The sequence below is a fragment of the Saccharopolyspora sp. NPDC050642 genome, assembly GCF_040654735.1.
Lineage (GTDB): Bacteria > Actinomycetota > Actinomycetes > Mycobacteriales > Pseudonocardiaceae > Saccharopolyspora > Saccharopolyspora elongata.
Genome location: NZ_JBFAIN010000003.1, coordinates 140,385 through 164,318, shown reverse-complemented (window position 1 = coordinate 164,318; position 23,934 = coordinate 140,385). Strand labels below are relative to the sequence as shown.

Genomic DNA, 23,934 nt, shown 5'->3' with positions numbered 1-23,934 from the left:
GAAGCACGCGCCTCCTGCTGGGAGGCGTCGCTCGCGTCTCGGCCGGACGGAGGTCAGTCGTGGTCGTAGGCGTCGTCGACCGGGACCGGGCGGTGCTGGTCGGCGAGGTCGGCCGGGTCGGCGTCGAGCGGAACCTCCAACTCCTCCGGCTCCTCCTCTTCGGGGATTTCCTCGGCCTGCCGGGCCTGCTCGGCGGCGTCGGCTTCCGGGGTTTCCGCGTTCATCGAGTCCTCCCGTCGATAGCTGGTCGGATCAACCGCCACGGTAACGAGCCCGGCCGCGCGGCGCGCGGCTCACGCCGACAGCCGGGCCAGCCGGTCGCCCAGGTCGTGCAGCCGGGGGAGCCCCTCGATCCGGCGCAGCCACGACTGCGGCCAACCGGCGGCGCCGCGCAGCGCCCCGGCGAGCGCCGCCGCCATGCTGGCGATGGTGTCGGTGTCGCCGCCCGCCCGGATGCACTGCCGCACGACGTCGACCGGGGCCTCGGCATGGGCTAGGAACGCCCACAGCGCCAGCGGCACCGAGTGCGTTGCCCGCACGTCGTTGCCGAGTTCCTCGGCGGCGCGGTGCGGGTCCCGGTGCCCGAGTTGCGCGGCGACGGAGTGCAGCCGTCGCACCCATTCCGGTTCGTGGATCACGTGGGCCAGCTTCTCCAGGAACGATTCCGGGTCGAGCGGCCCGTGGTGGTGCAGGGCCAGGTACGCGCTGCACGCCTGCACCGCCGCTCCTTCCTGACCGTCCGGGTGCGCGTGGGTCACCGACGCCGCGCGCCGGCCCAGTTCCGCGGCGTGGTGAGCGCTTTGCGCGGCGAGCGCCACCGGCGCGCTGCGCATCGCCGCGCCGTTGCCGAAGGAACCCTGCCCGTGGAACACCGACACCGCCGCGTCCCGCCACGGCATGCCGGAGTCGAGCCGCTCGAACATCGCCGCCGCCGAGTCGGCGAACCCGCGCCACGGCTCGCGGGTCCAGGCGCAGGCCAGGGCGGCGGCCAGCTCGCCCTCGTCGAGCAGGTGCCCGCCGCGGCGGGCACGTTCCAGCAGGTGTTCGGCCACGGCGATGGTCAGCGCGGTGTCGTCGGTGTAGCGCAGCTGGTGGTGGGCGCGTTCGAACTCCAGCAGCGCCAGCTCGGTGACCGACGGTTGGCCTTCGAACGCGGCACCCATCGCGTCGCCGAGCCCGACTCCCGTGAACAGCCCGCGGGCGCGGTCGTGCGCCGGCGGGGGACCGGTCGAGTTCACCCCGGGGCCTCCCGAGAACACAGGCGGTTGGTGTCAACGGTACGCCCGGCATGGGCCGGCGAACGTGGTCAACTTCGCCCGCCGACCGGCGGTCGCCGGATAGTCTCTGCCGCGAAAGCGCTTTTCAACCCGGGAGTTCATGGTGGCGGTCGTCCTCGGCGCCTTGATCGTCTTGTCCGCGGTGGTCGCCCTGGTCGGCTGGCGGTGGCCGCGGCGGCAACGCGGCTCGCAGCCAACCCTGTTGCGGCACCCCGGTTTCTGGCTGCTGGTGGTCACCGGCGCGATCTACCTGAACCAGGTGTTGTGCACGATCTACCTGATGCGCGTGTGGCACGGCGACCCGGCGTTCATCGCGCGCTACCTGCCGACCGGCTGGTTCGCGCTGGCCGACGACAACCCGGTGATCGCCTGGCTGGCCGAGGTGTGGCCGCGCCCGGAACTGCTGTCGTGGAGCCTGTTGCGGGTGCCGGCGCTGCTGGAACTGCCGTTCGTGCTGCTGGCGTACCTGACGATCTGCCGGTGGTTCGGGGCCGAGGTGTTCCGGCGGGTCCTGGTGTGGCCGGTGGCGGCGTCCTACACCGCGACGTTCTGCTTGATCGAGTGGTCGCTGGCCAACCCCTACACGGCCGAGGACATCGCGCTCCGCGTCGTGTCCGGGCTGGTGGCGCCGTGGTTCCTGGCGCGGTTGACCGCGGGCCGCCGGGAGCGGGTCGGCTCAGTGGCGGAGCTGGTGGCGTTCGTGGTTTCGGCTGCGGCGCTGGGCGTCCTGGTACTGGCTGTTTACGACACCGCGTTGCTCTACAACCTCGGGCACCTCGCGGCCACGGCGCCGGTGATGGCGGCGGCGGCCGGCGTGCTCGTCGTCGCGCGGCTGGTCGCGCGCCGGTTGCCGACCGCGCAGGCCGGGCCGGGCATCACGGCGGTCAGCGCGTCGCTCGGCTGGTTCCTGGTGTTCTTCTTCGCGCCCGCGCTGCCGATCCGCTACGGGATCTCCTTCGGCACCCCGATGCTGTCGGCGACGGTCAGTTTGATCATCGTCGCCGCCGCGGTGGTCTGCGGCGTGCACGAAGCGGCCCGCAGCTCGGCGATGTCGTGGCGGGTGCGGGCCGTCGAGCTGGTCTTGGCGGCGGCGGTGGGCGCGGCGGCGGCGTGCGCCGGATTCCTCGCCACGGGCGGATATCCCGAGGCCCGGCTGCTCGCCGCCGCCGGCGCGTTCTTCGTCGTGGCCATCGCGGTGTGCGCGGCGCTGGACCGGGTCGTCTCTGCCAGGTGAGCGGGACTCCGGGGAGTCCCGCTCACGCTCAACCGATGGACCGCCCCGCGTACTCCGGAGGCTGCTCGGCCAGCGCGGCGAACCGCTCGGCGATCGCCGCCGGGAACGGCGTGGTGCCGCCCTGCGCACCGTCGACGTGCAGCGCCATGATCTCCTCGGTCGCCACCACCGTGCCGCCGACCGCCATCTCGTGGCAGATGCGCACCTTCTTCGCGCCGGTGCCCACGACGCGGCTGGTGACCACGAGCTCCGAATCCGGCCCGACCTCGCGCAGGTAGCGCACGTGCGCCTCGACCGTGTACAGCGAGCACCCGGTGCCGGCGCGGTACGCCGCGTCGAGTCCGACCTGGTCCATGACCGCGTCGGTGGCGAAGCCGAACACCAGCACGTAGTACGCCTCGCTGAGGTGACCGTTGTAGTCGATCCACTCTGGACGGACGTGCTCCCGGTGCTCCCGCAACCCGGTCACGACTTGCCGTTCCGCACGCCGTCGATCGCGCGCATCACCGCGATCACCGCGCGGTCGCGGTCGGCGACGAGCTCGGCGATGCTGCGGCCGTCGGCGGCTTCTTCGCAGCCCTGGACCATCGCGTCGCGCAGCTCGTCGGTGAGCTCCGGCGCCTCCAGCCGGGTCCACGGCGACTTCAGCGACGGGCCGAAGTGGTCGAGCATGTGCGCCATGCCGCCTTCGCCGCCGGCGAGGTGGAAGGTCAGGCACGGGCCGAGCAGCGGCCAGCGCAGGCCGGGCCCCTCGGTGATCGACGCGTCGATCTGCGCGGGCGTGGCCTCACCGTTGGCGACCATGTGCAGCGCCTCGCGCCAGATCGCCTCCTGCAACCGGTTGGCGATGAAGCCCGGCACCTCGCGGTCCATGGTGATCACGGACTTGCCTGCGACCTCGAAGAACTCCGCGGCCCACTGCACCGCCCACGCCTCGGTCCGCTCGCCGCCGACGACCTCGACCAGCGGGATGAGGTACGGCGGGTTGAACGGGTGCCCGACCACGAGCCGCTGCGGCGTCGGGCAGTCAGCCTGCATCTCGGTCATGCCGTAGCCGGAGGTGGACGACGAGATCACGACGCCGGCCGGGGTCGCGGCGTCGATGCGGGCCAGCAGATCCCGTTTGAGGGCAAGGTCTTCCGGCGCGCTCTCCTGCACGAACTCGGCCTCGGCGACGGCCTCTTCCAGCGTCGGGGCGATGACGAGGTTGTCGCGGGAGGCGCGGTCGGCGAGCCCGAGCTCCATGAGGGCGGGCCACGCGGCGTCGACCAGGCGGCGCAGCTTGGCCTCGAAGCCGGGCGCGGGGTCCCACGCGGTCACCTGGTAGCCGCGCGCCAGGAAGTGCGCGACCCAACCGCCGCCGATGACACCGGCACCGATGCACGCGACCCGCCGCACCGCCGCGGGGGAGGGGGTGTTCTCGTTCAACTGGGGATTCCTTTTCAAGCAAGGCTTTTGGCTTTGGAAGCGGCGGGAGCCGCTTGCGGTGCGGGACTCAACGCGCACCGCCGCGGGTTCTCAGACGTCTCCTAGGGAGGACAGCCCCAGCGCTGTTGGACATACATGAGTCGGGGATCCCGGACCGAGGGGCGTCTGAGGTTCCGCTACCTGCACCGCTACGCAAACCGAGTTCTGAGTTGTTCCGCTCAACGCTTCTGGAGGCCGAGCTGCTCTCGGGCCTGGTCGGGGGTGGCGACCTTCACGCCCATGCCCTCGACGATCGTCACCGCGCGCTCGACCAGCTGTCCGTTGGTGGCCTTGACTCCCCGGCTCAGGTAGAGGTTGTCCTCCAGGCCGACGCGGACGTTGCCGCCCAGCGCGGCGGTCAGGCCGACCCAGCGCAGCTGGTCGCGGCCGATGGCGAAGCTCGCCCAGTTCGCGCCGGCGGGCAGCATGTTCACCATCGCCTGCAGCAGGCCCGGGTCCGGCGGGGCGCCCCACGGGATGCCCGCGCACAGCTGGAACAGCGGCGGGGCGTCGATCAGCCCCTCCTCGATCAGCTTGGTGGCGAACCACAGGTTGCCGGTGTCGAAGATCTCCAGCTCCGGCTTGACGCCCAACTCCTGGATCCGCTTGGCGCCGGCGCGCAGCATGTCCGGGGTGGAGATGTAGAGCTGGCTGCCCTCGCCGAAGTTCAGCGAACCGCAGTCCAGCGTGCAGATGTCCGGCAGCAGCTCCTCGACGTGCGGCAGCCGGTCCAGGCCGTTGACCAGGTCGGTGCCGTCCACCGGCTTGAGCGGGTCGTCGGCGTCGATGACCAGGTCGCCGCCCATCCCGGCGGTCAGGTTGATGACCACGTCGATGCCGGTTTCCCTGATCCGCTCCACCACCTCGCGGTAGAGGGCGACGTCGCGGGAGCCCTGCCCGGTCTCGATGTTGCGGACGTGGATGTGCACCACGGCCGCGCCGGCCTCGGCGGCCTCGACCGCGGACTTCGCGATCTGCTCCGGGGTGACCGGGACGAACTCGCTCTTGCCGGTGGTGTCACCGGCGCCGGTGAGCGCTGCGGTGATGATCACTTCGTTGCCCATGGGGCTCTCCCTTCAGTGGGTGCGGCTGATCGCCCGGGCGCGCCGTGATCCGCGCCCGGGTGGGTTCTTCGGGTGTCAGTGGCGGACGATCTCGCGTTCGACGAACTCGCGCAGCACGCGGCGCATCCGCTCCACCGACCGGCCGGGCCGCCCGGCGAGGACCTGGATGCCCAGGCCGTCGATGAGCGCGGTGAGCGTCACGGTGAGCTCTTCGGCATCGGTGTCGGTGAACACGCCCTGCTGCTGGCCCTGCCGGATGGTGCGGGCGATCGTGTCGTGCCAGCGGGTGTAGGAATCGTTGTGCAGCACCTGGAGATCCGGGTTCAGGGCGCTCTCGGTCCACACCTGGAGCCAGATCGACCACTCCGCGCGCAGCAGGCCCGGGGTGGGCAGCTGGAGCTCGACCAGCCGCAGCAGGCGCTCGTGCGCGTCCTCGATGCTGTGCAGCTCGGCGACCTGCCGGTCGAAGGCCAGCCGCACCGAGTACCGCAGGGTCTCGGTGAGCAGGTCGTTGCGGCCGGGGAAGTAGTAGTGGATCGTCGCGGCGCTGGTGCCGCAGGCCTTGGCGACATCCGCGATCCGCACCGAGTGGTAGCCGCGCTCGGCGACCAGCGTCCAGGCGGCGTCGAGGATCTGCTGGTACCGGCCCGCCTCGCGGAGGTCGCCGGGTTCGCGCTCGGGCCGCGCGGTGCGCTGCGGCGCGGCGGCCACCGTCTCGACGTCCTCGCCGCCGTAGATCAGCCAGTTCACCGTGACGCCGGTGAGCTCGGCGATGCGGGTGAGCTCGATCGGCGTGAACCGGCGGGTGCCGGTCAGCGACTTGGACAGCTTGGTCGGGTCGAGCCCGATCTGCTCGGCGAAGGCACGCTGGCTCCCCGGGTACTCGCGCAACGCGTCGCGCACTCGCTGGCGCAACGCCGCCGTCGTGTCCTGCACGGGACGGAACGCTAACAGTCCATTGCGAGAATCGCAATTAGTCGGTGGTGTTGCGATCCGGTCGGGTTGCCGCCGATCGGGCCAACATGCCTAGCCAATCGCCTGAATCGGGATCCCGGCGACGATCGGCGAGGAGTCGGACTGTGATTGATACGTCAGTCGGTCGCAATGTCGGCCCGGACCGGATGGTGCGAGGGTAGTACGAACGTGCTGAGCTGGACCCGTGAACCACATCGAGCCGGCGGCGAAGACGACGGAGCGGCGGGAGAGCGCGCGGCGCTGGCGGGTGCTGGCCATCTGCCTGGTCGCCGGGTTCATGACCCTGCTCGACGTCAGCATCGTCAACGTCGCCTTGCCGTCGATCCAGCAGGGCCTGGACGCGCCGGCGGCGGCGCTGTCGTGGGTGGTCTCCGGCTACGCCCTGACCTTCGGGCTGGTCCTGGTGCCCGCCGGGAGGCTCGGCGACGACCGGGGCCGCAGCCGGATGTTCTTGGTGGCGCTGGGGGCGTTCACGGTGGCCAGCGCGCTGGCCGGGTTCGCCATGACGCCGCTGTGGCTGGTCATCGCCCGGTTGCTGCAGGGCGTCGCGGGCGGACTGCTCAACCCGCAGGTGCTCGGCCTGATGCAGCAGCTGTTCCACGGCCGCGAGCGCGGCAAGGCGTTCGGCCTGTTCGGCGCGGTGGTGGGCATTTCGACGGCGATCGGCCCGCTGCTGGGCGGCCTGATCATCCAGCTCGCCGGGCAGGAGCACGGCTGGCGCTGGGTGTTCTTCGTGAACCTGCCGATCGGTGTCGCGGCGGTGCTGTACGGGCTGAAGGTGCTGCCTCGCGACGGTGCGCGCGAGCAGTCCCGCAGCCTCGACCTCGTCGGAGTGCTGCTGCTCGGCGGTGGCCTGCTGTGCCTGCTGCTGCCGCTGGTCGAGCAGGGGGGCGGCGCGCCGTGGTTCCTGCTGATCGTCGCCGTCGTGCTGCTGGTTCTGTTCGTGGCGTGGGAGCACTGGTACCGGGTGCGGGGTCACTCGCCGCTGGTGAACCTGCGGCTGCTGAAGATCCGCAGCTACTCGTTCGGCGCGACGCTGGGACTGCTGTACTTCGCGGGCTTCACCAGCATCTTCTTCGTGCTGGCGGTGTACTTCCAGCGCGGGCTGGGCTACTCGGCGCTGCAAGCCGGGCTCGCGCTGACGCCGTTCGCAGTGGGGTCGGCGGTGGCATCGGCGCTCGGCGGCCGGATCGTGTACCGGATGGGCCGCCGCCTGGTGATCATCGGCCTGGCGGCGGCACTGCTCGGCCTGCTGGCGACGGATCTGCTGCTGGCCATGCACCCGGGTGAGGCGGCGGGGCTGGTGACGGCGCTGCCGCTGCTGGTCGCCGGGACCGGGAGTGGCCTGGTGATCTCGCCGAACCAGACGGTGACGCTCAGCGAAATCGACGCGGCCCACGGCGGAACGGCGGCAGGCGTCCAGCAGACGGGCCAGCGCATCGGCTCGGCGGTGGGCACGGCGGCGGCCTCGGGCCTGTTCTTCGGAACGCTGACGACCAGCGGCTTCGACGCGGCGATCTCGGACGGCCTGATCGTCTCGGTCGGCTTCGTCGGAGCAGCCCTGCTGGTGGCCCTGGCCGAGGTCTTCCTGTCAAAGCGCACCGCTTCCGCAGCGGAAACGTCAAGCCTTTAACGAGGACAGGAACGAGCTCCAGGCGACGGAGCTGAAAGTCAGCACGCCGTCGTGGGGAGCCTTGGAGTCCCGGATCTGCACGGTGTTGTCGAGAAGGCGGGCTTCGACGCAGTTGTCGCTTGCTGCGGCACTCCTTGAACTCTTGAACCAGCCGGTGTCCCGCGCAAGCCCTGGCATGATCAGCCATCCTTCATGATTCTGCGGATCAGTTGTCGCGACTCCTGCGGACTCAGCGCGAGCTCGCGGAGCCGCTGGAAGACACGAAACATCGTCGCAGTATCGGCCTCGTCGTGGAAGTAGGTCGAGGGCCCGTAAACGACGTTCGCGAACGCCACTGGAGAGCCTCGCCCTGCGAACTCGAACAGCGTAAAACCGCCTCCACGCGCTGGATTCAGGTAGCTCTCGGGAGACAAGACTTGGATGGTCAGGTCGCCGCGCTCGTCTATGAGAGCGAGTAGGTGTGCCAGCTGCTCGCGCATGAGCTTCAGGTTTCCTACCCGTGCCCGAAGTGACTCTTCGGTGAGGATGAAAGTCATCTTCTTGCCCAGCGGGGCCTTCAGCGTTCGTTCCTGGCGATCGAGGCGGAACGCCACGCGCTGCTCCAGCTCGGCTTCCGATGAATCCCACCAGATCCCGTCGCCTTCGTTGATCAGGGCTCGGACGTATGCAGGTGTTTGCAGCAGCCCAGGCACCATTCCGCACTCGTAGCTGCTGATCTCGGTGGCGCTGGCTTCGAGGTCGGCGAAGCGTTGGAAGGCTCCGGGGAGCAGGTCCGTGTAGGTGCGGCCGCGCTGGCGCTTCCGTGCCTGCGCGCCGAGGGCGAGAACCGTTTCCCTTTCATCTCCGGAGATGCCGTAGAAGTCCAGAAGACCGACAAGATCTTCTCGGCTCAGCGTGCCTTTCCCGTCTTCCAGCTCGACGATGCGCGAGCGAACCCGGCCGATCGCTTCGGCCGCCGCCTGCTGGGTCTTGCCGGAGTCTTCGCGGATTCGACGCAGAGCCAGGCCGAGTTGCCGTCGCTCCAAGGTTTGGCGGGCTCGCGCCATCGACGACCTCCACGATCTCGAAACACCCGATCAGGGACCTGCCCTGAACGCGACTGTCGCCCTAATCTTAAACGCGACGGTCGCGCTTAGCGATGGTCTGGTTGCAAACAGTCACCCTAGTCGTCCACTGAGGAAGGTCGGGAACATGGCCCTGCTGCACTACTCCGGGATATCCATCGACTCGTTCGTGGAGATGGAGGACGAGGTGCCGATGCGGTACGAGATCGATCGGCACAACGATCTCGTGATCCTCTACTGTGGACGGAACGGCGAGTACGTCCTCAGCATCGGCCGGGAAAACCTCGCCGCGCTGATCTCGCTCGGCGCGAAGGCGATCGAAGAGCTCACCGCGGCCTGAAGCACGCCGTTCGAAGTGGTGAAGGGCATCTTGATCGGCTGTACCGGTCGAAGGCGCCCTTCACTTCGAACGGGACGGGTCGGCGAGGCGGGCGTGGCGGTGGCCGTAGCCGAAGTAGATCGCCAGGCCCAGGACCAGCCAGGCCCCGAAGCGGATCCAGGTGATGACGTCCAGGTTGGACATCAGGTACAGGCAGGCCAGGGCCGAGATGATCGGCAGCACCGGCGACAGCGGCATCTTGAACGGGCGGTGCAGGTCCGGCTTGCGGCTGCGCAGCACCGGCACCGCGATCGAGACGATGACGAAGCCCGACAGCGCGCCGATGCTGACCATGTCGGCCAGCTCCGAGATTGGGATGAACCCCGCCAGCAGCATGATCACCACCGCGCCGCCGATGGTCATCCGGTGCGGCGTGCCCCACTTCGGGTGCACCTGCGAGAGCTTCGGCGGCAGCAGGCCGTCGCGGCTCATCGCGAAGCCGATGCGGCCGATGGTGACCAGCTCGACCATCATCACCGACGTCAGCCCGGTCACCGCGCCCAGCGCGATCAGCGCCGCCACCCACGGCTGGCCGACGGACTGGAACGCCGCCGCCAGCGGGGCGGCCTCGTCGATCTGCCGGTAGTCGACCATCGCGGTGAGCACGATCGCGACCGCCACGTACAGCACGGTGCACACGATCAGGCTGCCCAGCAGCCCGACGGGCAGGTCGCGCTTGGGGCGCTTGGTCTCCTCGCCGAGGTTGGCCAGCGCCTCGAAGCCGGTGTAGGCGAAGAACACGATCGCCGCCGCGGTGAACATGCCGCCGATGCCGTACATCGACTGCTCCATGCCCAGCGCAGCCTGCAGCAGCGGCTGTTCCAGCCCGCTCGCGGTTTCCGGCGCAGGCTGGGCGGGCGGGATGAACGGGGTGAGGTTGGCGCCGTTGAAGAAGAACAGCCCCGCGACGATCACCAGCACGCACACCGCGACCTTGACCACGACCAGCGCGTTGGTCACCCACGACGATTCGCGGATGCCGACCACCGCGATGACGGTGAGGATCGCGATGATCAGGATCGCGCCGACGTTGATCGTGGCGTCCTCGCCGAACCACTGCGGCGGCAGGCCGAGCAGGTTCGAGACGTACCCCGACCAGCTGCGCGAGACCACCGCCGCGCCGAGCGCGAACTCCAGCAGCAGGTCCCAGCCGATGATCCAGGCGAACAGCTCGCCCAGCGTGGCGTACCCGTACGTGTAGGCGCTGCCGGCGGTCGGCACCGCCGACGCGAGCTCGGCGTACGCGAGCGCGGCGAGCGCCGCGACGATGCCGCCGACCACGAACGACAGCACCACCGAGGGGCCGGCGTGCTCCTTGGCCTCGATCCCGGCCAAGGTGAAGACGCCGGTGCCGATGATGATGCCGATGCCGAATCCGACCAGGTCGCGCCCGGTGAGCCGGCGGATCAGGCCGCTGCGCTCGCCGCGGGTCAGGACGTCCTCGACGGGCATTGTTCGAAAGACGCTCACAGGCAGGCACCGTAGATGACTCCCGCGCCAACGCCCAGTGAACAATCGCTATGAGTGTCGATGAGGGCACGAAAAGTTATCAACACCGATGTGAAACCAGTACGAACCGGGAGGAACCGGACGACGATTTCGCGCGAAATCGTCGCGGCCACGCACGCCGGGTGCCGTTTCGCGCGAAAACGGCACCCGACGCGGTGCCGATCAGGCGGGCACCGCCGAGGTGTCCCGCTCCCACGCGCGGTGCTTGCCGAGAGCCGCGGCGAACTCCGCGATGAACCCCTCCGGCAGCGCGCCCCCGGTGTGCGCGGCGGTGACCACGCCGAGCTCGGTCACCACGCCGTCGGTGCCGGTGGGCTTGCGGGCCTCCGCGACCCCGGCCCGTTGCAGCAGTTCCATGCCCTCGTCGCTGGCCGCCACCGGCTTGTTGTGCTTGTACGCCTCGGCCACGAAGTGCACGGCGAACCCGTCGCCGGAAAGCGTCCGGACGCTTTCCGCGCCGCCCGGCACGATCACGCCGTCGTAGAGCACCGAGCCCATCGTGTTCATGGCGCGGTCTACAGGGACCTCGTCGCCGTCAACGCTGCGGACGTCGCCGTCGCGCAGGCCGAGGACCTCCGCCATCGCGCCGCGCTCGGACAGCTCGCGCCGGATCTGCGAGACCTCGGTGGCGTCCACGCCGTCGGCGACCAGCACCGCGACGCGGCGGGTCGCGATGGTGTCGGCGCCCTGGTTCACCAGGCTCAGCGCGGGGGAGCTGCGGCCGTGGTTGGGCGTGCCGCCGCTCGGGGCCGCCGCCACCCCGACGCCTTCGGCCACCGCCACGGCCAGCTCGTGGTCGATCTGCTCGATCTGCTGCACCACGGTCTCGCGGACGTGCTGGTGGTCGACCTTGCCGAGCTCGAAGCGGAACGCCGCGACGATGTGCTCCTTCTCCCAGGGCGCCATGCTGTTCCAGAACAGCGTGGCCTGGCCGTAGAAGTCCTTGAAGCTCTCGCTGCGCTTGCGGATCTTGTGCCCCTCGACCTTCTCCTGGTAGTGCGTGAAGGCGCCCTCGTCGGCCAGCGCCGGGCAGCCGCCGCCGAGGCTGTTCTTGAAGTAGCTGGTCCGTCCTCTGTGGATGCGTTGCTGGCCGTAGCCGTCCCGCTGGTTGTTGGCGACCTCGGCCACCGGGCGGTTCACCGGCAGCTGCGCGAAGTTCGGGCCGCCCAGCCGGATCAGCTGGGTGTCCAGGTACGAGAAGTTGCGGGCCTGCAGCAGCGGGTCGTTGGTGAAATCGATGCCCGGCACGACGTTGGCGGTGTGGAAGGCGACCTGCTCGGTCTCGGCGAAGAAGTTGTCCGGGTTGCGGTCCAGCACCATCCGGCCCACCGGCCGCACCGGCACGATCTCCTCCGGGATGATCTTGGTGGCGTCGAGCAGGTCGAAGTCGAAGTCGAACTCCCGGGACTCCTCGACCAGCTGCACGCCCAGCTCGTACTCCGGGAACTGCCCGGCCTCGATCGACTCCCACAGATCGCGGCGGTTGTAGTCGGGGTCCTTGCCGGCGATCTTCTGGCACTCGTCCCACACCAGCGAATGGCTGCCCAGCAGCGGCTTCCAGTGGAACTTCACGAACGTCCCGCGGCCCTGCGCGTCGACCAGCCGGAAGGTGTGCACCCCGAAGCCCTGCATCATCCGGTAGCTGCGCGGCAGCGCGCGATCGGACATCAGCCACATGACCATGTGCAGGGTTTCCGGCTGCAGGCCGACGAAGTCCCAGAACGTGTCGTGCGCCGAGGCCGCCTGCGGCATCTCGTTGTCCGGCTCGGGTTTCACCGCGTGCACGAAGTCGGGGAACTTGATGCCGTCCTGGATGAAGAACACCGGCATGTTGTTGCCGACGAGGTCGTAGTTGCCCTCGTCGGTGTAGAACTTCGTGGCGAATCCGCGCACGTCCCGCACCGTGTCGGCGGAACCGCGCGAGCCCGCGACGGTGGAGAACCGCACGAAGACCGGGGTGCGCCGGCCCGGATCGGTCAGGAACTGCGCGGTGGTGAGATCGGCGAGGCCGTTGTCGTCGTAGGGCTGGAAGTGCCCGTAGGCGCCCGCGCCGCGCGCGTGCACCACGCGCTCCGGGATCCGCTCGTGGTCGAAGTGGGTGATCTTCTCGCGGGCCTGGAAGTCCTCCAGCAGCGTCGGGCCGCGTTCACCGGCGCTCAGCGCATCGTCGGTGTGGTCGATGCGCACGCCCTGCTGGGTGGTCAGTTCGGTGTCGGTCAGGTCCTGGCGGGCCTGGTCGAGCTGTCGCTGCTTGGCATCGTGCCCATCCGTGCCCATGCGGCTGGCTCCCCTCGATGTCGGCTAACCGCCCAGGGGGGTTCCCGGCCGCCCGGACCGGTATTCGCCGGCTACGAGCCCAGCGCGGCGGGCAGCCAGTGCAGCAGCTCCGGCGCGCCGGCGACGATCAGGAAGTGCGCCGACCGGCCGACGAGGCTCGCGAGAAGGAAACCCAGCAGCGGGATGCCGGCCGCGCCGGAGAGGAAGCACATCAGGCTGTAGGGCGGGATGCCGGGCACGGCGCTGAGGCACAGCACGCCCAGGCCCCACCACGGGCGCTCCTCGGTCCGCTGGTGGAACTTCTCGAACCAGCCGGCCCACCGGCCCTTCCGCTTGGCCTCGACGCGCTTGCGCAACCGCTCGCCGAGCGCGAAGCCGCCCTTGCCCGCCAGGTAGAACAGCGTTTTCCCGGCGACCTGGCCGACGGCCGCGGCCAGCCCGAACGCCCACCAGCTGACGCCGTCCACGGTGGAGACCACGCCGAGCAGGTAGAGCTCGATGTTGACCAGGGGGAACACGCTGCCGAGCGCGGCGGTGCCCGCGGTGGCCAGCAGCCACCCGATCATCCGATCACCCGGCCGACGGCAGGCCCGTGCTGCGAAACCGGGTGGTGGATCAAGTCGAATGCTCCGTAGCTGCGGAAACAGGCCTGCCCGAGCCTACCGGCCCGAACGGATCACGCCCCAACCGGGCGGTTCGGCCGGACGAGGCGCGCTTCGCCGATCTCCGGTGCCGTTGCCCGGGTGGCGGGGCGGCGTTTTCGCGCGAAAGCGGCGTTTTCCACGCCTGGCCGCGCCGTTTTCGCGCGAAAACGCCAGATCACCCGATCGGCGCGGGCTCCGCGTTCGGCCGGGGTGCCCCGTTCACGCCTCGTCGGAGCGGGTGGGGTCGGCGTCGGGGTCCCAGGAGAGGAGGCGGACCCGGCTCACCGTCTGGAGGTGGCGGCGCATCGCCGTGACCGCCGCGCGCGGGTTGCCCTCCCGGATCGCTTCGGCGATGCGTTCGTGCTGGGCCAGCGACTTGCCCGGCCGGTTGGGCTGGCGCAGCGACTCCTGGCGGCTCTCCGCGATCTCGGTCGCGATGGTGCGCATGAAGTCGGCCAGCAGCGAGCTGTGCGCGGCGGCGGTGATCGCGGCGTGGAACCGGCGGTCGCCCTCGTTGCCGAGCCCGCCTTCGGCGATCTCGCGGCGCATGTCCGTCAGCGCCGCCTCGATCTCCGCGAGGTCGGCGTCCGTGCGCCGCTGCGCGGCCAGCTCCGCGAGCTTGGTCTCCAGGGCTTCGCGCGCTTCCAGGACGTCCGGCAGGCGGCGCTTGCGCGCCACGAGCTCGGCGACGGGCTCTGCGTCCAGCGACTCGCGGCGCAGGTAGGTGCCGCCGCCGTGGCGCACCTCGACGAGGCCCTGCACCTCCAGCACCACGATCGCCTGCTTGACCGACGCGCGGCTGACGCCGAGGCGCTCCGCGAGCTCCCGCTCCGGCGGGAGCCGGTCGCCGACGCGCAGGCCGGAATCCGCCACGTGCTCCCGCAGCCGCTGCACCACCTGCTCGTACAGGCGCGGGCGGGCGAGCGGTCGCAGGGCTTCGGACACCGGGTTCCTCCAGGCCGGACGGATGGTGATCAGGCTAACACCGACCTTTTGGTCGAGTGGATGAGCCAATTTTGCCACATCCACTTGACGCGGTGTCCGAAACGGCGCAAAAGTGGTCGAGCCAGTGGACCAATGCCGGCTCGCCGGGCATCGCGGGTCCGCAGGCGGGACATTCAGGATCGTGGAGGTGGTCATGGCCGGCGCGGCGCAGGTGCTGTTCCCCAAGTTGCGGAAGCCCGACGAGAAGGAAGCGTTGCGCTTCGGCGAGAAGGCGCTGACCTACCGGGAGCTGGCGGCGGTGGCCGCCGGGATCGCGGAGCGCGTCGGGACGGCGAAGCGGATCGCGGTCTGGGCGACGGCGTCGCCGGAGACCTGCGCGGCGGTCATCGGCGGGCTGAGCGCGGGCGTCGCGGTGGTGCCGATCAACCCGAAGGTGGGCGAGCGCGAGCTCGCGCACATCCTCGGTGACAGCCGCCCGGAACTGCTGTTCGCGCCGCCCGGTTTCCAGCGGCCGGAAGGCCTCGGCGACGTGCCGGTGCACGAGGTCGACCTGGACGTGCGCGGCGGAGAACTGCCGCCGGAAGCGGACGAGGACGACCCCGCGCTGATCGTCTACACCTCGGGCACCACCGGGCCGCCGAAGGGCGTCGTGCTGCCGCGCCGCGCGATCCGCGCCAACCTCGACGCGCTGGCGGAGGCCTGGGAGTGGACCGAGCGCGACGTGCTGGTGCACGCCCTGCCGCTGTTCCACGTGCACGGGCTGATCCTCGGCACGCTCGGCCCGGTCCGGCTGGGCGGCACCGTCCACCACCTGGGCAAGTTCTCGTCCGCCGCCGTGGCGGAGGAGCTCGCCGGGCCCGCGACGATGATGTTCGGCGTGCCGACCATGTACCACCGGCTGGCCGAGGACGCCGAGCTCGACCCGCAGATCGGGCAGTCTGTCGGCAAGGCCCGGCTGCTGGTCTCCGGTTCCGCGGCGCTGCCGGCGGTGGAGCACGAGCGCATCGAGCGGCTGACCGGCCAGCGGGTCGTGGAGCGCTACGGCATGAGCGAGACGATCATGAACTGCGGCGTGCGAGCCGACGGCGACCGGCGGCCCGGCTACGTGGGGCGCCCGTTCGCCGGGGTCGAGCTGAAGCTCGTCGACGAGCAGGGCGGCGAGATCACCGCCAGCGACGACGAGACCGTCGGCGAGATCCTGGTGCGCGGCTCGAACCTGTTCAGCGGCTACCTGAACCGGCCGGACGCCACCGAGGCGGCGTTCGCCGACGGCTGGTTCCGCACCGGCGACGTGGCCACCCGCGCGCCGGACGGCTACATCCGGATCGTCGGCCGCAAGGCCACCGACATCATCAAGAGCGGCGGCTACAAGATCGGCGCGGGCGAGATCGAGAACTGCCTGCTGGAGCACCCGGCGGTCGCCGAGGTCGCGGTCACCGGCGAGCCCGACGCCGACCTGGGCGAGCGGATCATCGCCTGGATCGTGCGCGCGCCCGGTCAGGAGCCCGCCGAGCAGGAGTTGGTCGACCACGTGGCCCGCCTGCTCACCCCGCACAAGCGGCCGCGCGAGGTGCGGTTCCTGAACGCGTTGCCGCGCAACGAGATGGGCAAGGTGCAGAAGAAGGCGCTGCAGCATGGCTGAGCACACCGCTGCTCGCGCGGTCGTCGAGTCGGTCAGCCGGGGGTTCGAGGAGTTCGAGCCCCCGGCCGGGCCGCCGGCCGGGGACGGCCCGCTGGGCTGGCCCGGCTACGACGAGCAGCGCGCCCGCGCGACCGCGCGGACCGGCTCGGAGGAGTCGGTCCTGTGCGGTCGCGGCTGGGTAGGGCAGCGGCAGGCGGTGCTCATCGCCTTCGACTTCGCCTTCCTCGGCGGCTCGGTCGGCGAGGCGGCCGGAGCGCGCATCGTCGCGGCCTTCGAGCAGGCCCGTGAGCTGCGGCTGCCGGTCATCTCGCTGGTGGCCTCCGGCGGCAGCCGGATGCAGGAGGGGATCTGCGCCCTGCGCCAGCTGCAGGAGATCGCGCGGGCCTGCCTGCTGACCCGCCAGGACCGGATCCCACACATCGCGGTGCTGCGCGACCCGACCACCGGCGGCATGTGGGTGGCGCTTGCGGCCGCGGCCGACGTCGTGCTGGCCTCGCCCGGCGCGGCGGTCGCCTTCGGCGGCAGCCGGGTGCGCGAAGCGTCCGAAACCGGCGAGGCGTTCCACGCCGAGGGCAAGCTGGCCGACGGCCAGGTGGACCAGGTCGTCGACGACGCGGAACTGCCTGCCGCGCTGGCGGATCTGGTGTCGCTGCTGCATCCGCAGCGCCTGGTGCGGCCGCCGGAACCGGCCCCGGTCCCGGCGTCGCTGGCCGGCGGCGAGCCGCCCGCCTCGGGCTGGGAAGCCGTGCAGCGGGCGCGCTCGGCGGACCGGCCGCGCGCCGGGGCGTACCTGGACGCCTACTTCACCCGGCGTTTCGAGATCAGCGGCGACCGCGCCGGCGGCCGAGACGGCGGGATGATCTGCGGCTTCGGCGACCACGACGGGCGCACGGTCGCGTTCGCCGCCCAGACGGGCACCGCGAACACCCCGGCCGGGTTCCGCACTGCGGCCCGACTGATCCGGCTCGCCGACCAGCTCGGCGTCCCGGTGCTGACGCTGGTGGACACCCCGGGCGCGGCCAACGACGCGGCGGCCGAGCACGGCGGCATCGGGCCGGCCATCGCGGAGGTGTTCGCCGCGGTCGCCGACGCCCGGGTGCCGGTGACCACGCTGGTCATCGGAGAAGGCGGTTCGGGCGGTGCGCTGGCGCTGGCCGCGCCGGAGCGGACCTGGATCACCTCGGACGCCTACTTCGCGGTCATCGCGCCCGAATCCAGCGCGGCCATCCTCAAGCGCGACCCGGCGGAGGCGCCGGACCTGGCCGACCACCTGCGGCTGCGCCCCCAGGACCTGCTGGACCTGGGCTTCGTCCAGGGCATCGCGCGCTGATGTCCACCGCGAACTCGCGGTGGACATCAGCGCGACTCCGGTGGCTATTGCGCCGCCGCGGGTTCTCAGGCGCCTCTGGCGAGGCCAGTCCCCGATGCCGCGTATCGGTCCATACGTAAGTCGGGGCTCCCACAATCCAGGCGGCGGCCGTAATTCCCGCAGGGGGCCGCTACCCGCACCGCCACGCAAAACGAGTTCTGGAAACAGCCCCTACATGTGGGTGCCGCCGTCGATGCGCAGTTCGGTGCCGGTGACGAACGCGCCGTCGTCGGAGGCCAGCATCGCCACCACGCCCGCGACCGTCTCCGGCCCCGCCATGCCCTGCCCGATGGCGGGCATCAGCTTCGCGAACAGGCTCATGTCGGCGTCCTCCGGCAGACCCGGGCCGCGGCCGGTGGTCATGCCGCTGCTGATCGAGCCGGGTGCCACGGCGACCGCGCGCAGGCCCTGCTTGGCGTACTCGCCGGCCAGCGCGTGGGTGAACGACTGGATGCCGCCCTTGGAGGCCGCGTAGGCCGCCATGTAGGGGTGCGTGAAGCTCGCCGAGGTCGAGCTGAAGTTGACCACGACACCGCGCCCGGACTCCAGCAGCGCGGGCAACGCCTCGCGAGTCATCAGGAACGTGCCGGTCAGGTTGACCGCCAGGATCGTGTTCCAGAACTCCAGCGTGGTCTCGTGCGTGTGCGCCGACCGCAGGATGCCTGCCGCGTTCACCAGCACGTCAAGCCCGCCGAGCGTTGCCACGGCGTCGGCCACGCCCGCGCGCACGGAGCTCTCGTCGGCGACGTCCACCACGGCGGTGGTCAGCCGCTCGGCGGTGCCGTTCCCGGCGGCGGTGGCGGCGGTGGCCGCCAGGCCCTGCTCGCTGCGGTCGAACCCGACGACCCGGCCGCCCTCGGCGAGGATCCGGTGCACCGTGGCCTGCCCGATGCCCGAACCGGCCCCGGTGATCAGGATGCGACGTCCTTCGAAGCGCTCCATGGGAGTTCCCTCTCTCTTGCACGGACTCGACACATCGTGTCTATGTGGCACAACCTGCCACATTGCCACCTTATTCCTAAACTGGGGGAGTGAACCTCACCGAACGCCGCAAGGCCGCCACCCAGCTGGAAATCGCCCGCATCGCCGCCGCGCTGTTCGCCGAGCGCGGCTCCGACGGCACGACAGCTGAGGTCATCGCGGAGCGCGCCGGGGTGAGCCTTCGCACCTTCTACCGCTACTTCCGCACCAAGCAGGACTCCGTCGCGCCGTTGCTGGCGTTCGGCGCACGGCGCTGGCAGGACCTGCTGGCGGCCACGCCGCGCGACATTCCGCTGCCGGATGCGCTGGAACAGGCCGCCGAACGCGCCTTGGCCGTCCGCGACGAGGAGGACGTCGAGTCCTTCGGGTGGACGCGGGGCCTGCTGCGCGCGGCCGCCGGCGATCCCGCGCTGCTGGCGGTGTGGGCGAGAGTCAACCAGGAGTCGGAGCAGCAGCTCGTGCCGCTGCTCGCCGAGCGCACCGCCGACGATCTGCAGATCCGCCTGCTGGCCGCGGCGGCCACGGCCGCGATCCGGGTGGCCGTCGAGGCGTGGGCGGTGAGCGACGCCCCTGCGGACGGCGCGGGTTCGGCTGCGGAGCTCGCCGTCCGCTGCATGCGCGAGCTCACTGCGGGTCTCGGCCGCTAGTTCGGCCGGGTTACGAAGCCGAGGCATTCGTGGCGCGGCGGATTGCGCTCGGTGATCAATGCCACCTCGATGGAGGGAAGATCCGGACACGTCCGTGTTCTAAACTCAGGCTCGCCTGACAAAGGTTAGGCTTGCCTGAGTTGACAGAAGGGCGCGATGAACCGGACGGGGATCGGCGGCAAGGTCGCCATCGTGACAGGCGCGGGTCAGGGCATCGGGGCGGCGGTGACCACCGCGCTCGCCGAGCTCGGCGCCACGGTCGCGGCCGTGGACCGAAACGGCGAGCAGGCCGAAGCCGTGGCCGCCGAGCTGACCGGGCGCGGCCACGCGGTCCACGCCTACCGCGCCGACGTCGCGGACGCTGCCGCCGTCAACGATGTCGTGGACCGCGTCGAGCGCACGCACGGCCCCATCGACGTCCTCGCCAACGTCGCGGGCGTCCTGCAGGTCGGCACCGTGCAGGAGCTCACCGACGAGGACTGGCACCGCACCTTCGCGGTCAACACCACCGGGGTGTTCAACCTGTCCCGCGCGGTGTCCAAGCACATGATCGGCCGGCGGCGCGGCGCCATCGTCACGGTCAGCTCGAACGCCGCCGGCGTGCCTCGGCACGGGATGTCCGCCTACGCCGCCTCCAAGGCCGCGGCGACGCTGTTCACCAAGTCGCTCGGGCTGGAACTCGCCGAGTACGGCATCCGGTGCAACGTCGTCGCGCCCGGCTCCACCGACACCGAGATGCAGCGCGGGATGTGGGCCGACGAGCGCGGCGCCGAGCGTGTCATCGCCGGCTCTCCGGAGACGTTCAAGGCGGGTATCCCGCTGCGCAAGCTCGCCACCCCGCAAGACATCGCCGACGCAGTCGTCTTCCTGGCCTCCGACCAGGCCGGGCACATCACGATGCACGACCTGTACGTCGACGGCGGCGCGACACTGCGCGCCTGACCACGCCTGCCGCACACCCGGAAAGGTTGCCATGACCACGATGGACAGCGAAACCGACAGCATCGGCCTCGTCGCGGACGACGAGGCGACCCGATTGCTGGCGGCGTACGAGGCAGGCTCGTCGTTCCTCTTCTCCGCGCCGCACGGCGTGCTCTTAGCCCGCGGCGTGTCCGCGATCGTCCCCAAGACCCAGTGCGCGCGCGAGGAACTGCCCCGGCGGGTGGCCGATTTCCTCAACAGCGCAACGGAATTCGGCCGCCGCAACCCGATGGTGGTGGGTGCGGTGCCGTTCGGCGAGAGCCTGCCCGCGCACCTGGTGCTGCCCGACGAAGTGGTCCGGGCCGCACCGTTGAACGTCGTGGTGCCGCAGCCGCCGCGCAACGGCGCGCCGGACTGCTCCGTCCGCCCGGTGCCCGCGCCCGCCGAGTACGAGCGCGGCGTCAGCCGGGTGCTGCGGCGGCTGGAAGACGGCGAGCTGAGCAAGGTCGTCCTCGCGCGCTCCCTGGAGCTGACCGCCGCCGAGCCGATCGACGTCCGCGGCGTGCTGCGCAACCTCGCGCTCGCGGACCCGGCCAGCTACACCTTCGCGGTGGATCTGCCGCGGCACGGCGAGGACGGCACCCGCGACAGCTTCGGCGCGCCGCCGCCGCTGCGGCGCACCTTCCTCGGCGCCAGCCCGGAACTGCTGGTCTCCCGCCGCGGCATGCAGGTCCGGTCGAACCCGATGGCCGGTTCGCGGCCGCGCAGCGCCGACCCGGTCGAGGACCGGCGCCGCGCCGCAGAACTGTCCACTTCGGACAAAGATCATCGCGAGCACGCCGCCGTCGTCGACGCGGTCGTGCGGGCGCTGCGCCCGTTCTGCCGCGACCTGCAGGTCCCCGCGCCGTCGGTGATCAGCACCGCCGCCATGTGGCACCTGGCCACCGAGATCACCGGCGAGCTCCGCGATCCGGCCACCTCCTCGCTGGAACTGGCCGACGCGCTGCACCCCACGCCCGCGGTCTGCGGCACCCCGTTGCAGCGCGCCCGCGACGTCATCGCCGAGACCGAACCGTTCGAGCGCGGCTACTACGCGGGCATGGTCGGCTGGTGCGACGCCGCCGGCGACGGCGAGTGGGTGGTCGCCATCCGCTGCGCCGACATCGAGGACGATTCGATGCGGTTGTACGCGGGCGCGGGCATCGTCGCGGGTTCCGACCCGGCCGACGAACTCGCCGAGACGTCCGCGAAGTTCCGCACCGCACTGTCCGCGATGGGCCTGGACCAGGCCGTCTGAGGGGGAGAACATGACCGCATCGCTACCCGGCTGCCCCACCTGGCCGGCGGAGTTCGCGCAGCGCTACCGGGCCGCGGGCTACTGGCGCGGCTACACCTTCGGGCAGCTGCTGCGCGAACGCGCGGCCGAACATCCCGACCGCACCGCCGTCGTCGACGGCGACCGCCGCGTCTCCTACCGGGACCTCGACGTCCGCGCCGACCGGCTCGCGGCCGGGCTCCGCGGGCTCGGCGTCGGCGCGGGCGACCGGGTCGTGGTGCAGCTGCCGAACATCGCCGAGTTCTTCGACGTGTGCTTCGCGCTGTTCCGGCTCGGCGCGATCCCGGTGTTCGCGCTGCCCTCGCACCGGCTGACCGAGATCTCCTACTTCTGCGAGTTCAGCGAGGCCACCGCCTACATCACCGTCGACGTCGAGGCCGGGTTCGACCACCGGAAGCTGGCGGCCGAGGTCGTCGCGAAGGTCCCCGGCCTGCAGGTGCTGATCGCGGGTGAACCAGGTGAGTTCCGGGCGCTGTCCGATGTGGACGCCGAACCCGCGGAGCTCACCGGCCCGGAGCCCGGCGACATCGCCTTCCTGCAGCTCTCCGGTGGAAGCACCGGCGTGCCGAAGCTGATCCCGCGCACCCACGACGACTACATCTACTCCTTCCGCGCCAGCAACGAGATCTGCGGCGTCACCGCCGGCACGGTCTACCTCGGGGCGCTGCCGATCGCGCACAACTTCCCGATGAGCTCGCCCGGCACGTTCGGCGTGCTGCACGCCGGCGGCACCGTCGTGCTGGCCCGGCGGCCCAGCCCGGACGAGGTGTTCCCGCTGATCGAGCGCGAACGCGTCACGCTCCTCGCGGCCGTGCCGCCGCTGGCGCTGGTGTGGCTGGACGCCGCTGCGAACACCGAGCACGACCTGTCCAGTCTGGAAGTGCTGCAGGTGGGCGGCGCCAAGTGCAGCGAGGAGGTCGCGCGGCGGGTGCGGCCGGTGCTCGGCGCCACCCTGCAGCAGGTGTTCGGCATGGCCGAGGGCCTGGTCAACTACACCCGCCTCGACGACCCCGAAGACGTCGTCCTCGGCACGCAGGGCCGCCCGATCTCGCCGGACGACGAGGTGCTCGTCGTCGACGACGAGGACAACCCGGTGGCACCGGGCGAAACCGGGCACCTGCTCACCCGGGGGCCTTACACCATCCGCGGCTACTACCGGGCCGAGGAGCACAACGCCCGGGCGTTCACCGCGGACGGCTTCTACCGCACCGGCGACGTCGTCCGGCTCACGCCGGCGGGCAACGTCGTCGTCGAAGGCCGCGCGAAGGACCAGATCAACCGCGGCGGCGAGAAGATCGCCGCCGAGGAGGTGGAGAACCACCTGCTGGCGCACCCGGCGGTGCACGACGCCGCGGTGGTGTCGATGCCCGACGACTACCTCGGCGAGCGCAGCTGCGCGTTCGTCGTGCCGCGCGGCACCCCGCCGAAGGCGCGGGAGCTGATCAAGTTCGTGCGCGAACGCGGCCTGGCCGCGTACAAGGTGCCGGACCGGGTCGAGTTCGTCGAGCAGTTCCCGCAGACCGGGGTCGGCAAGGTCAGCAAGCGGGACCTGCGGGAGGCGATCTCCCGCGAGCTGGTCCCGGAGCTGCGGAACCGGACGTGAGCCGAGCGCCCGCAAACCACGACAGACAGGGAGGACCGGTGGCACTTCCGGCCATCGCACCGTACCGCGTGCCGCAGCAGGACGAGCTGCCCGAGAACCGGGTGGCCTGGCGGCCCGAGCCGGATCGCGCGGTGCTGCTGATCCACGACATGGAACGGCACTTCGTCAACGCCTATCCGCGCAACAGCGAACCGCTCAACCAGGTGGTGCCGAACATCCGCATGCTGCGCGAGCGCGCCCGTGCGGCTGGCGTGCCGGTGGTGTACTGCGCGCAGCCCGGCGGCCAGACGCCGGAACAGCGCGGACTGCAGCTGGAGTGGTGGGGCCCGGGTGTCGCCGACCCGACGCAGGAGGCGATCATCGACGAGCTGGCGCCCGGCGCCGGCGACGTGCAGCTGACCAAGTGGCGCTACAGCGCGTTCCAGCGCACCGAGCTCCGCGAGCTGCTGCGGGACTGGAACCGCGACCAGCTGATCATCACCGGCATCTACGCGCACATCGGCTGCCTGATGACGGCGGCCGAGGCCTTCCAGCAGGACGTCCAGGCGTTCCTGGCCGCCGACGCGGTCGCGGACTTCTCGCTGGCGGAGCACCGGATGGCGCTGGACTACGCCGCCAAGCGTTGTGCCGTGGTGGACACTTCGCGGGGGCTGGCGCGCTCGCTGGTGCTGCACGAGTCCGAAGTGGCCTGACGAGTTTTCGGGGAGAACGTGGGAATGTCGCAGAAGTTGACGCTGGCAGACGTGCGGGCGCAGGTCGCCGAGCTGTTGTACGAGGACCCGGCGGAGCTCACCGACGAGGAGAACCTCATCGACTGGGGTCTGGACTCGGTGCGGATCATGACGCTGGTGGAGAACTGGCGCCGCCTCGGCGTTCAGATCACCTTCGCCGACCTCGCCGCACGACCGACCCTGGCGGAATGGTGGGCGGTCCTGGAACCCAAGCTCCCGGCGGGGGAGTGACGCGT

At 71.0% G+C, this 23,934-nt stretch carries 24 protein-coding genes; 11 read left to right on the top strand and 13 right to left on the bottom strand.

Going from position 1 to position 23,934, the window contains the following annotated elements; all coding sequences use genetic code 11:
- Positions 1–53: 53 nt before the first annotated feature.
- The gene (locus AB0H93_RS07490) at positions 54–224 is read right to left on the bottom strand and encodes a hypothetical protein (protein WP_358568950.1); all 171 of its coding nucleotides are present in this window, start codon (positions 222–224) and stop codon (positions 54–56) included.
- Between the two features lie 69 nt (positions 225–293).
- Complete coding sequence (locus tag AB0H93_RS07485; protein WP_358568948.1) at positions 294–1,238, bottom strand: ADP-ribosylglycohydrolase family protein; 945 nt, start codon at positions 1,236–1,238, stop codon at positions 294–296.
- 139 nt (positions 1,239–1,377) lie between these two features.
- On the opposite strand from AB0H93_RS07485, the gene AB0H93_RS07480 reads away from it, so the two are divergent.
- Positions 1,378–2,511, top strand: coding sequence for a hypothetical protein (locus tag AB0H93_RS07480; protein ID WP_358568945.1), 1,134 nt, complete (start codon positions 1,378–1,380; stop codon positions 2,509–2,511).
- Between the two features lie 28 nt (positions 2,512–2,539).
- Here the strand turns inward: AB0H93_RS07480 and AB0H93_RS07475 are convergent, their stop codons facing one another.
- The 4 genes from AB0H93_RS07475 to AB0H93_RS07460 form a co-directional block, all read right to left on the bottom strand.
- Positions 2,540–2,980, bottom strand: a complete 441-nt coding sequence (locus tag AB0H93_RS07475) for a thioesterase family protein (protein ID WP_358568942.1) — start codon at positions 2,978–2,980, stop codon at positions 2,540–2,542.
- Complete coding sequence (locus AB0H93_RS07470; protein ID WP_358568939.1) at positions 2,977–3,939, bottom strand: 3-hydroxyacyl-CoA dehydrogenase NAD-binding domain-containing protein; 963 nt, start codon at positions 3,937–3,939, stop codon at positions 2,977–2,979. The genes AB0H93_RS07475 and AB0H93_RS07470 overlap by 4 nt, the downstream gene beginning before the upstream one ends.
- 218 nt (positions 3,940–4,157) lie before the next feature.
- Entirely contained in the window at positions 4,158–5,042 is an 885-nt protein-coding gene (locus AB0H93_RS07465; RefSeq protein WP_358568936.1) for a 3-keto-5-aminohexanoate cleavage protein, read from the bottom strand.
- 75 nt (positions 5,043–5,117) lie between these two features.
- Entirely contained in the window at positions 5,118–5,978 is an 861-nt protein-coding gene (locus AB0H93_RS07460; protein WP_358568933.1) for a TetR/AcrR family transcriptional regulator, read from the bottom strand.
- Positions 5,979–6,201: 223 nt separating this feature from the next.
- On the opposite strand from AB0H93_RS07460, the gene AB0H93_RS07455 reads away from it, so the two are divergent.
- Entirely contained in the window at positions 6,202–7,650 is a 1,449-nt protein-coding gene (locus tag AB0H93_RS07455) for an MFS transporter (RefSeq protein WP_358568930.1), read from the top strand.
- Here AB0H93_RS07455 and AB0H93_RS07450 read toward each other — a convergent pair.
- Both AB0H93_RS07450 and AB0H93_RS07445 read right to left on the bottom strand, forming a co-directional pair.
- Positions 7,639–7,827, bottom strand: a complete 189-nt coding sequence (locus AB0H93_RS07450) for a DUF397 domain-containing protein (protein ID WP_358568927.1) — start codon at positions 7,825–7,827, stop codon at positions 7,639–7,641. The two genes, AB0H93_RS07455 and AB0H93_RS07450, sit on opposite strands and share 12 nt — an antisense overlap.
- A 2-nt stretch (positions 7,828–7,829) precedes the next feature.
- Positions 7,830–8,696: a helix-turn-helix transcriptional regulator gene (locus AB0H93_RS07445; RefSeq protein WP_358568924.1), complete on the bottom strand. Its 867-nt coding sequence runs from the start codon at positions 8,694–8,696 to the stop codon at positions 7,830–7,832.
- Between the two features lie 145 nt (positions 8,697–8,841).
- Here AB0H93_RS07445 and AB0H93_RS07440 point away from each other — a divergent pair, with 145 nt between their 5' ends.
- On the top strand, positions 8,842–9,054 hold the full coding sequence (locus AB0H93_RS07440; RefSeq protein WP_358568921.1) for a hypothetical protein: 213 nt from the start codon (positions 8,842–8,844) through the stop codon (positions 9,052–9,054).
- A 60-nt stretch (positions 9,055–9,114) separates the two neighbouring features.
- On the opposite strand, the gene AB0H93_RS07435 is transcribed toward AB0H93_RS07440, so the two are convergent.
- The 4 genes from AB0H93_RS07435 to AB0H93_RS07420 form a co-directional block, all read right to left on the bottom strand.
- Positions 9,115–10,563: an amino acid permease gene (locus tag AB0H93_RS07435; RefSeq protein ID WP_358568918.1), complete on the bottom strand. Its 1,449-nt coding sequence runs from the start codon at positions 10,561–10,563 to the stop codon at positions 9,115–9,117.
- Between the two features lie 201 nt (positions 10,564–10,764).
- Positions 10,765–12,879, bottom strand: coding sequence for a catalase (locus AB0H93_RS07430; RefSeq protein ID WP_358568915.1), 2,115 nt, complete (start codon positions 12,877–12,879; stop codon positions 10,765–10,767).
- A 71-nt stretch (positions 12,880–12,950) separates the two neighbouring features.
- The gene (locus AB0H93_RS07425; RefSeq protein ID WP_358568912.1) at positions 12,951–13,445 is read right to left on the bottom strand and encodes a VTT domain-containing protein; all 495 of its coding nucleotides are present in this window, start codon (positions 13,443–13,445) and stop codon (positions 12,951–12,953) included.
- A 297-nt stretch (positions 13,446–13,742) separates the two neighbouring features.
- Entirely contained in the window at positions 13,743–14,468 is a 726-nt protein-coding gene (locus AB0H93_RS07420) for a FadR/GntR family transcriptional regulator (protein ID WP_358568909.1), read from the bottom strand.
- A gap of 193 nt (positions 14,469–14,661) precedes the next feature.
- Between AB0H93_RS07420 and AB0H93_RS07415 the strand changes: the two genes are divergently transcribed.
- A complete protein-coding gene (locus AB0H93_RS07415; RefSeq protein ID WP_358568906.1) occupies positions 14,662–16,110 on the top strand; it encodes an acyl-CoA synthetase in 1,449 nt (482 codons plus the stop codon).
- On the top strand, positions 16,103–17,440 hold the full coding sequence (locus tag AB0H93_RS07410) for a carboxyl transferase domain-containing protein (RefSeq protein WP_358568903.1): 1,338 nt from the start codon (positions 16,103–16,105) through the stop codon (positions 17,438–17,440). Before AB0H93_RS07415 ends, AB0H93_RS07410 begins: the two co-directional genes overlap by 8 nt.
- 210 nt (positions 17,441–17,650) lie before the next feature.
- Here AB0H93_RS07410 and AB0H93_RS07405 read toward each other — a convergent pair whose 3' ends face one another.
- On the bottom strand, positions 17,651–18,421 hold the full coding sequence (locus AB0H93_RS07405; RefSeq protein ID WP_358568900.1) for an SDR family oxidoreductase: 771 nt from the start codon (positions 18,419–18,421) through the stop codon (positions 17,651–17,653).
- Between the two features lie 89 nt (positions 18,422–18,510).
- Between AB0H93_RS07405 and AB0H93_RS07400 the strand changes: the two genes are divergently transcribed.
- The 6 genes from AB0H93_RS07400 to AB0H93_RS07375 all read left to right on the top strand — a co-directional run bounded on the left by AB0H93_RS07400 (position 18,511) and on the right by AB0H93_RS07375 (position 23,929).
- Positions 18,511–19,107, top strand: a complete 597-nt coding sequence (locus tag AB0H93_RS07400) for a TetR family transcriptional regulator (protein ID WP_358568897.1) — start codon at positions 18,511–18,513, stop codon at positions 19,105–19,107.
- Between the two features lie 156 nt (positions 19,108–19,263).
- Entirely contained in the window at positions 19,264–20,049 is a 786-nt protein-coding gene (locus AB0H93_RS07395) for a 2,3-dihydro-2,3-dihydroxybenzoate dehydrogenase (RefSeq protein ID WP_358568894.1), read from the top strand.
- 40 nt (positions 20,050–20,089) lie between these two features.
- Positions 20,090–21,325: an isochorismate synthase DhbC gene (gene dhbC / locus AB0H93_RS07390; RefSeq protein WP_358568891.1), complete on the top strand. Its 1,236-nt coding sequence runs from the start codon at positions 20,090–20,092 to the stop codon at positions 21,323–21,325.
- 10 nt (positions 21,326–21,335) lie between these two features.
- Positions 21,336–22,967 carry a (2,3-dihydroxybenzoyl)adenylate synthase gene (locus AB0H93_RS07385; protein ID WP_358568888.1) on the top strand — a complete coding sequence of 544 codons (1,632 nt, stop codon included), beginning with the start codon at positions 21,336–21,338 and terminating at the stop codon, positions 22,965–22,967.
- A gap of 38 nt (positions 22,968–23,005) precedes the next feature.
- The gene (locus AB0H93_RS07380; protein WP_358568885.1) at positions 23,006–23,659 is read left to right on the top strand and encodes an isochorismatase family protein; all 654 of its coding nucleotides are present in this window, start codon (positions 23,006–23,008) and stop codon (positions 23,657–23,659) included.
- A gap of 24 nt (positions 23,660–23,683) precedes the next feature.
- Positions 23,684–23,929 carry a phosphopantetheine-binding protein gene (locus AB0H93_RS07375; RefSeq protein ID WP_358568882.1) on the top strand — a complete coding sequence of 82 codons (246 nt, stop codon included), beginning with the start codon at positions 23,684–23,686 and terminating at the stop codon, positions 23,927–23,929.
- Positions 23,930–23,934: the final 5 nt, after the last annotated feature.

Excerpts from the sequence above, each read along its gene's own strand:
- AB0H93_RS07465 (WP_358568936.1), bottom strand. The coding sequence starts at position 5,042 with ATGGGCAACGAAGTGATCATCACCGCAGCGCTCACCGGCGCCGGTGAC.
- AB0H93_RS07385 (WP_358568888.1), top strand. The coding sequence starts at position 21,336 with ATGACCGCATCGCTACCCGGCTGCCCCACCTGGCCGGCGGAGTTCGCG.
- AB0H93_RS07425 (WP_358568912.1), bottom strand. The coding sequence starts at position 13,445 with ATGATCGGGTGGCTGCTGGCCACCGCGGGCACCGCCGCGCTCGGCAGC.
- AB0H93_RS07430 (WP_358568915.1), bottom strand. The coding sequence starts at position 12,879 with ATGGGCACGGATGGGCACGATGCCAAGCAGCGACAGCTCGACCAGGCC.
- AB0H93_RS07405 (WP_358568900.1), bottom strand. The coding sequence starts at position 18,421 with ATGGAGCGCTTCGAAGGACGTCGCATCCTGATCACCGGGGCCGGTTCG.
- AB0H93_RS07450 (WP_358568927.1), bottom strand. The coding sequence starts at position 7,827 with ATGCCAGGGCTTGCGCGGGACACCGGCTGGTTCAAGAGTTCAAGGAGT.
- AB0H93_RS07440 (WP_358568921.1), top strand. The coding sequence starts at position 8,842 with ATGGCCCTGCTGCACTACTCCGGGATATCCATCGACTCGTTCGTGGAG.
- AB0H93_RS07415 (WP_358568906.1), top strand. The coding sequence starts at position 14,662 with ATGGCCGGCGCGGCGCAGGTGCTGTTCCCCAAGTTGCGGAAGCCCGAC.
- AB0H93_RS07410 (WP_358568903.1), top strand. The coding sequence starts at position 16,103 with ATGGCTGAGCACACCGCTGCTCGCGCGGTCGTCGAGTCGGTCAGCCGG.
- AB0H93_RS07375 (WP_358568882.1), top strand. The coding sequence starts at position 23,684 with ATGTCGCAGAAGTTGACGCTGGCAGACGTGCGGGCGCAGGTCGCCGAG.
- dhbC (WP_358568891.1), top strand. The coding sequence starts at position 20,090 with ATGGACAGCGAAACCGACAGCATCGGCCTCGTCGCGGACGACGAGGCG.
- AB0H93_RS07490 (WP_358568950.1), bottom strand. The coding sequence starts at position 224 with ATGAACGCGGAAACCCCGGAAGCCGACGCCGCCGAGCAGGCCCGGCAG.
- AB0H93_RS07395 (WP_358568894.1), top strand. The coding sequence starts at position 19,264 with ATGAACCGGACGGGGATCGGCGGCAAGGTCGCCATCGTGACAGGCGCG.
- AB0H93_RS07445 (WP_358568924.1), bottom strand. The coding sequence starts at position 8,696 with ATGGCGCGAGCCCGCCAAACCTTGGAGCGACGGCAACTCGGCCTGGCT.
- AB0H93_RS07480 (WP_358568945.1), top strand. The coding sequence starts at position 1,378 with ATGGTGGCGGTCGTCCTCGGCGCCTTGATCGTCTTGTCCGCGGTGGTC.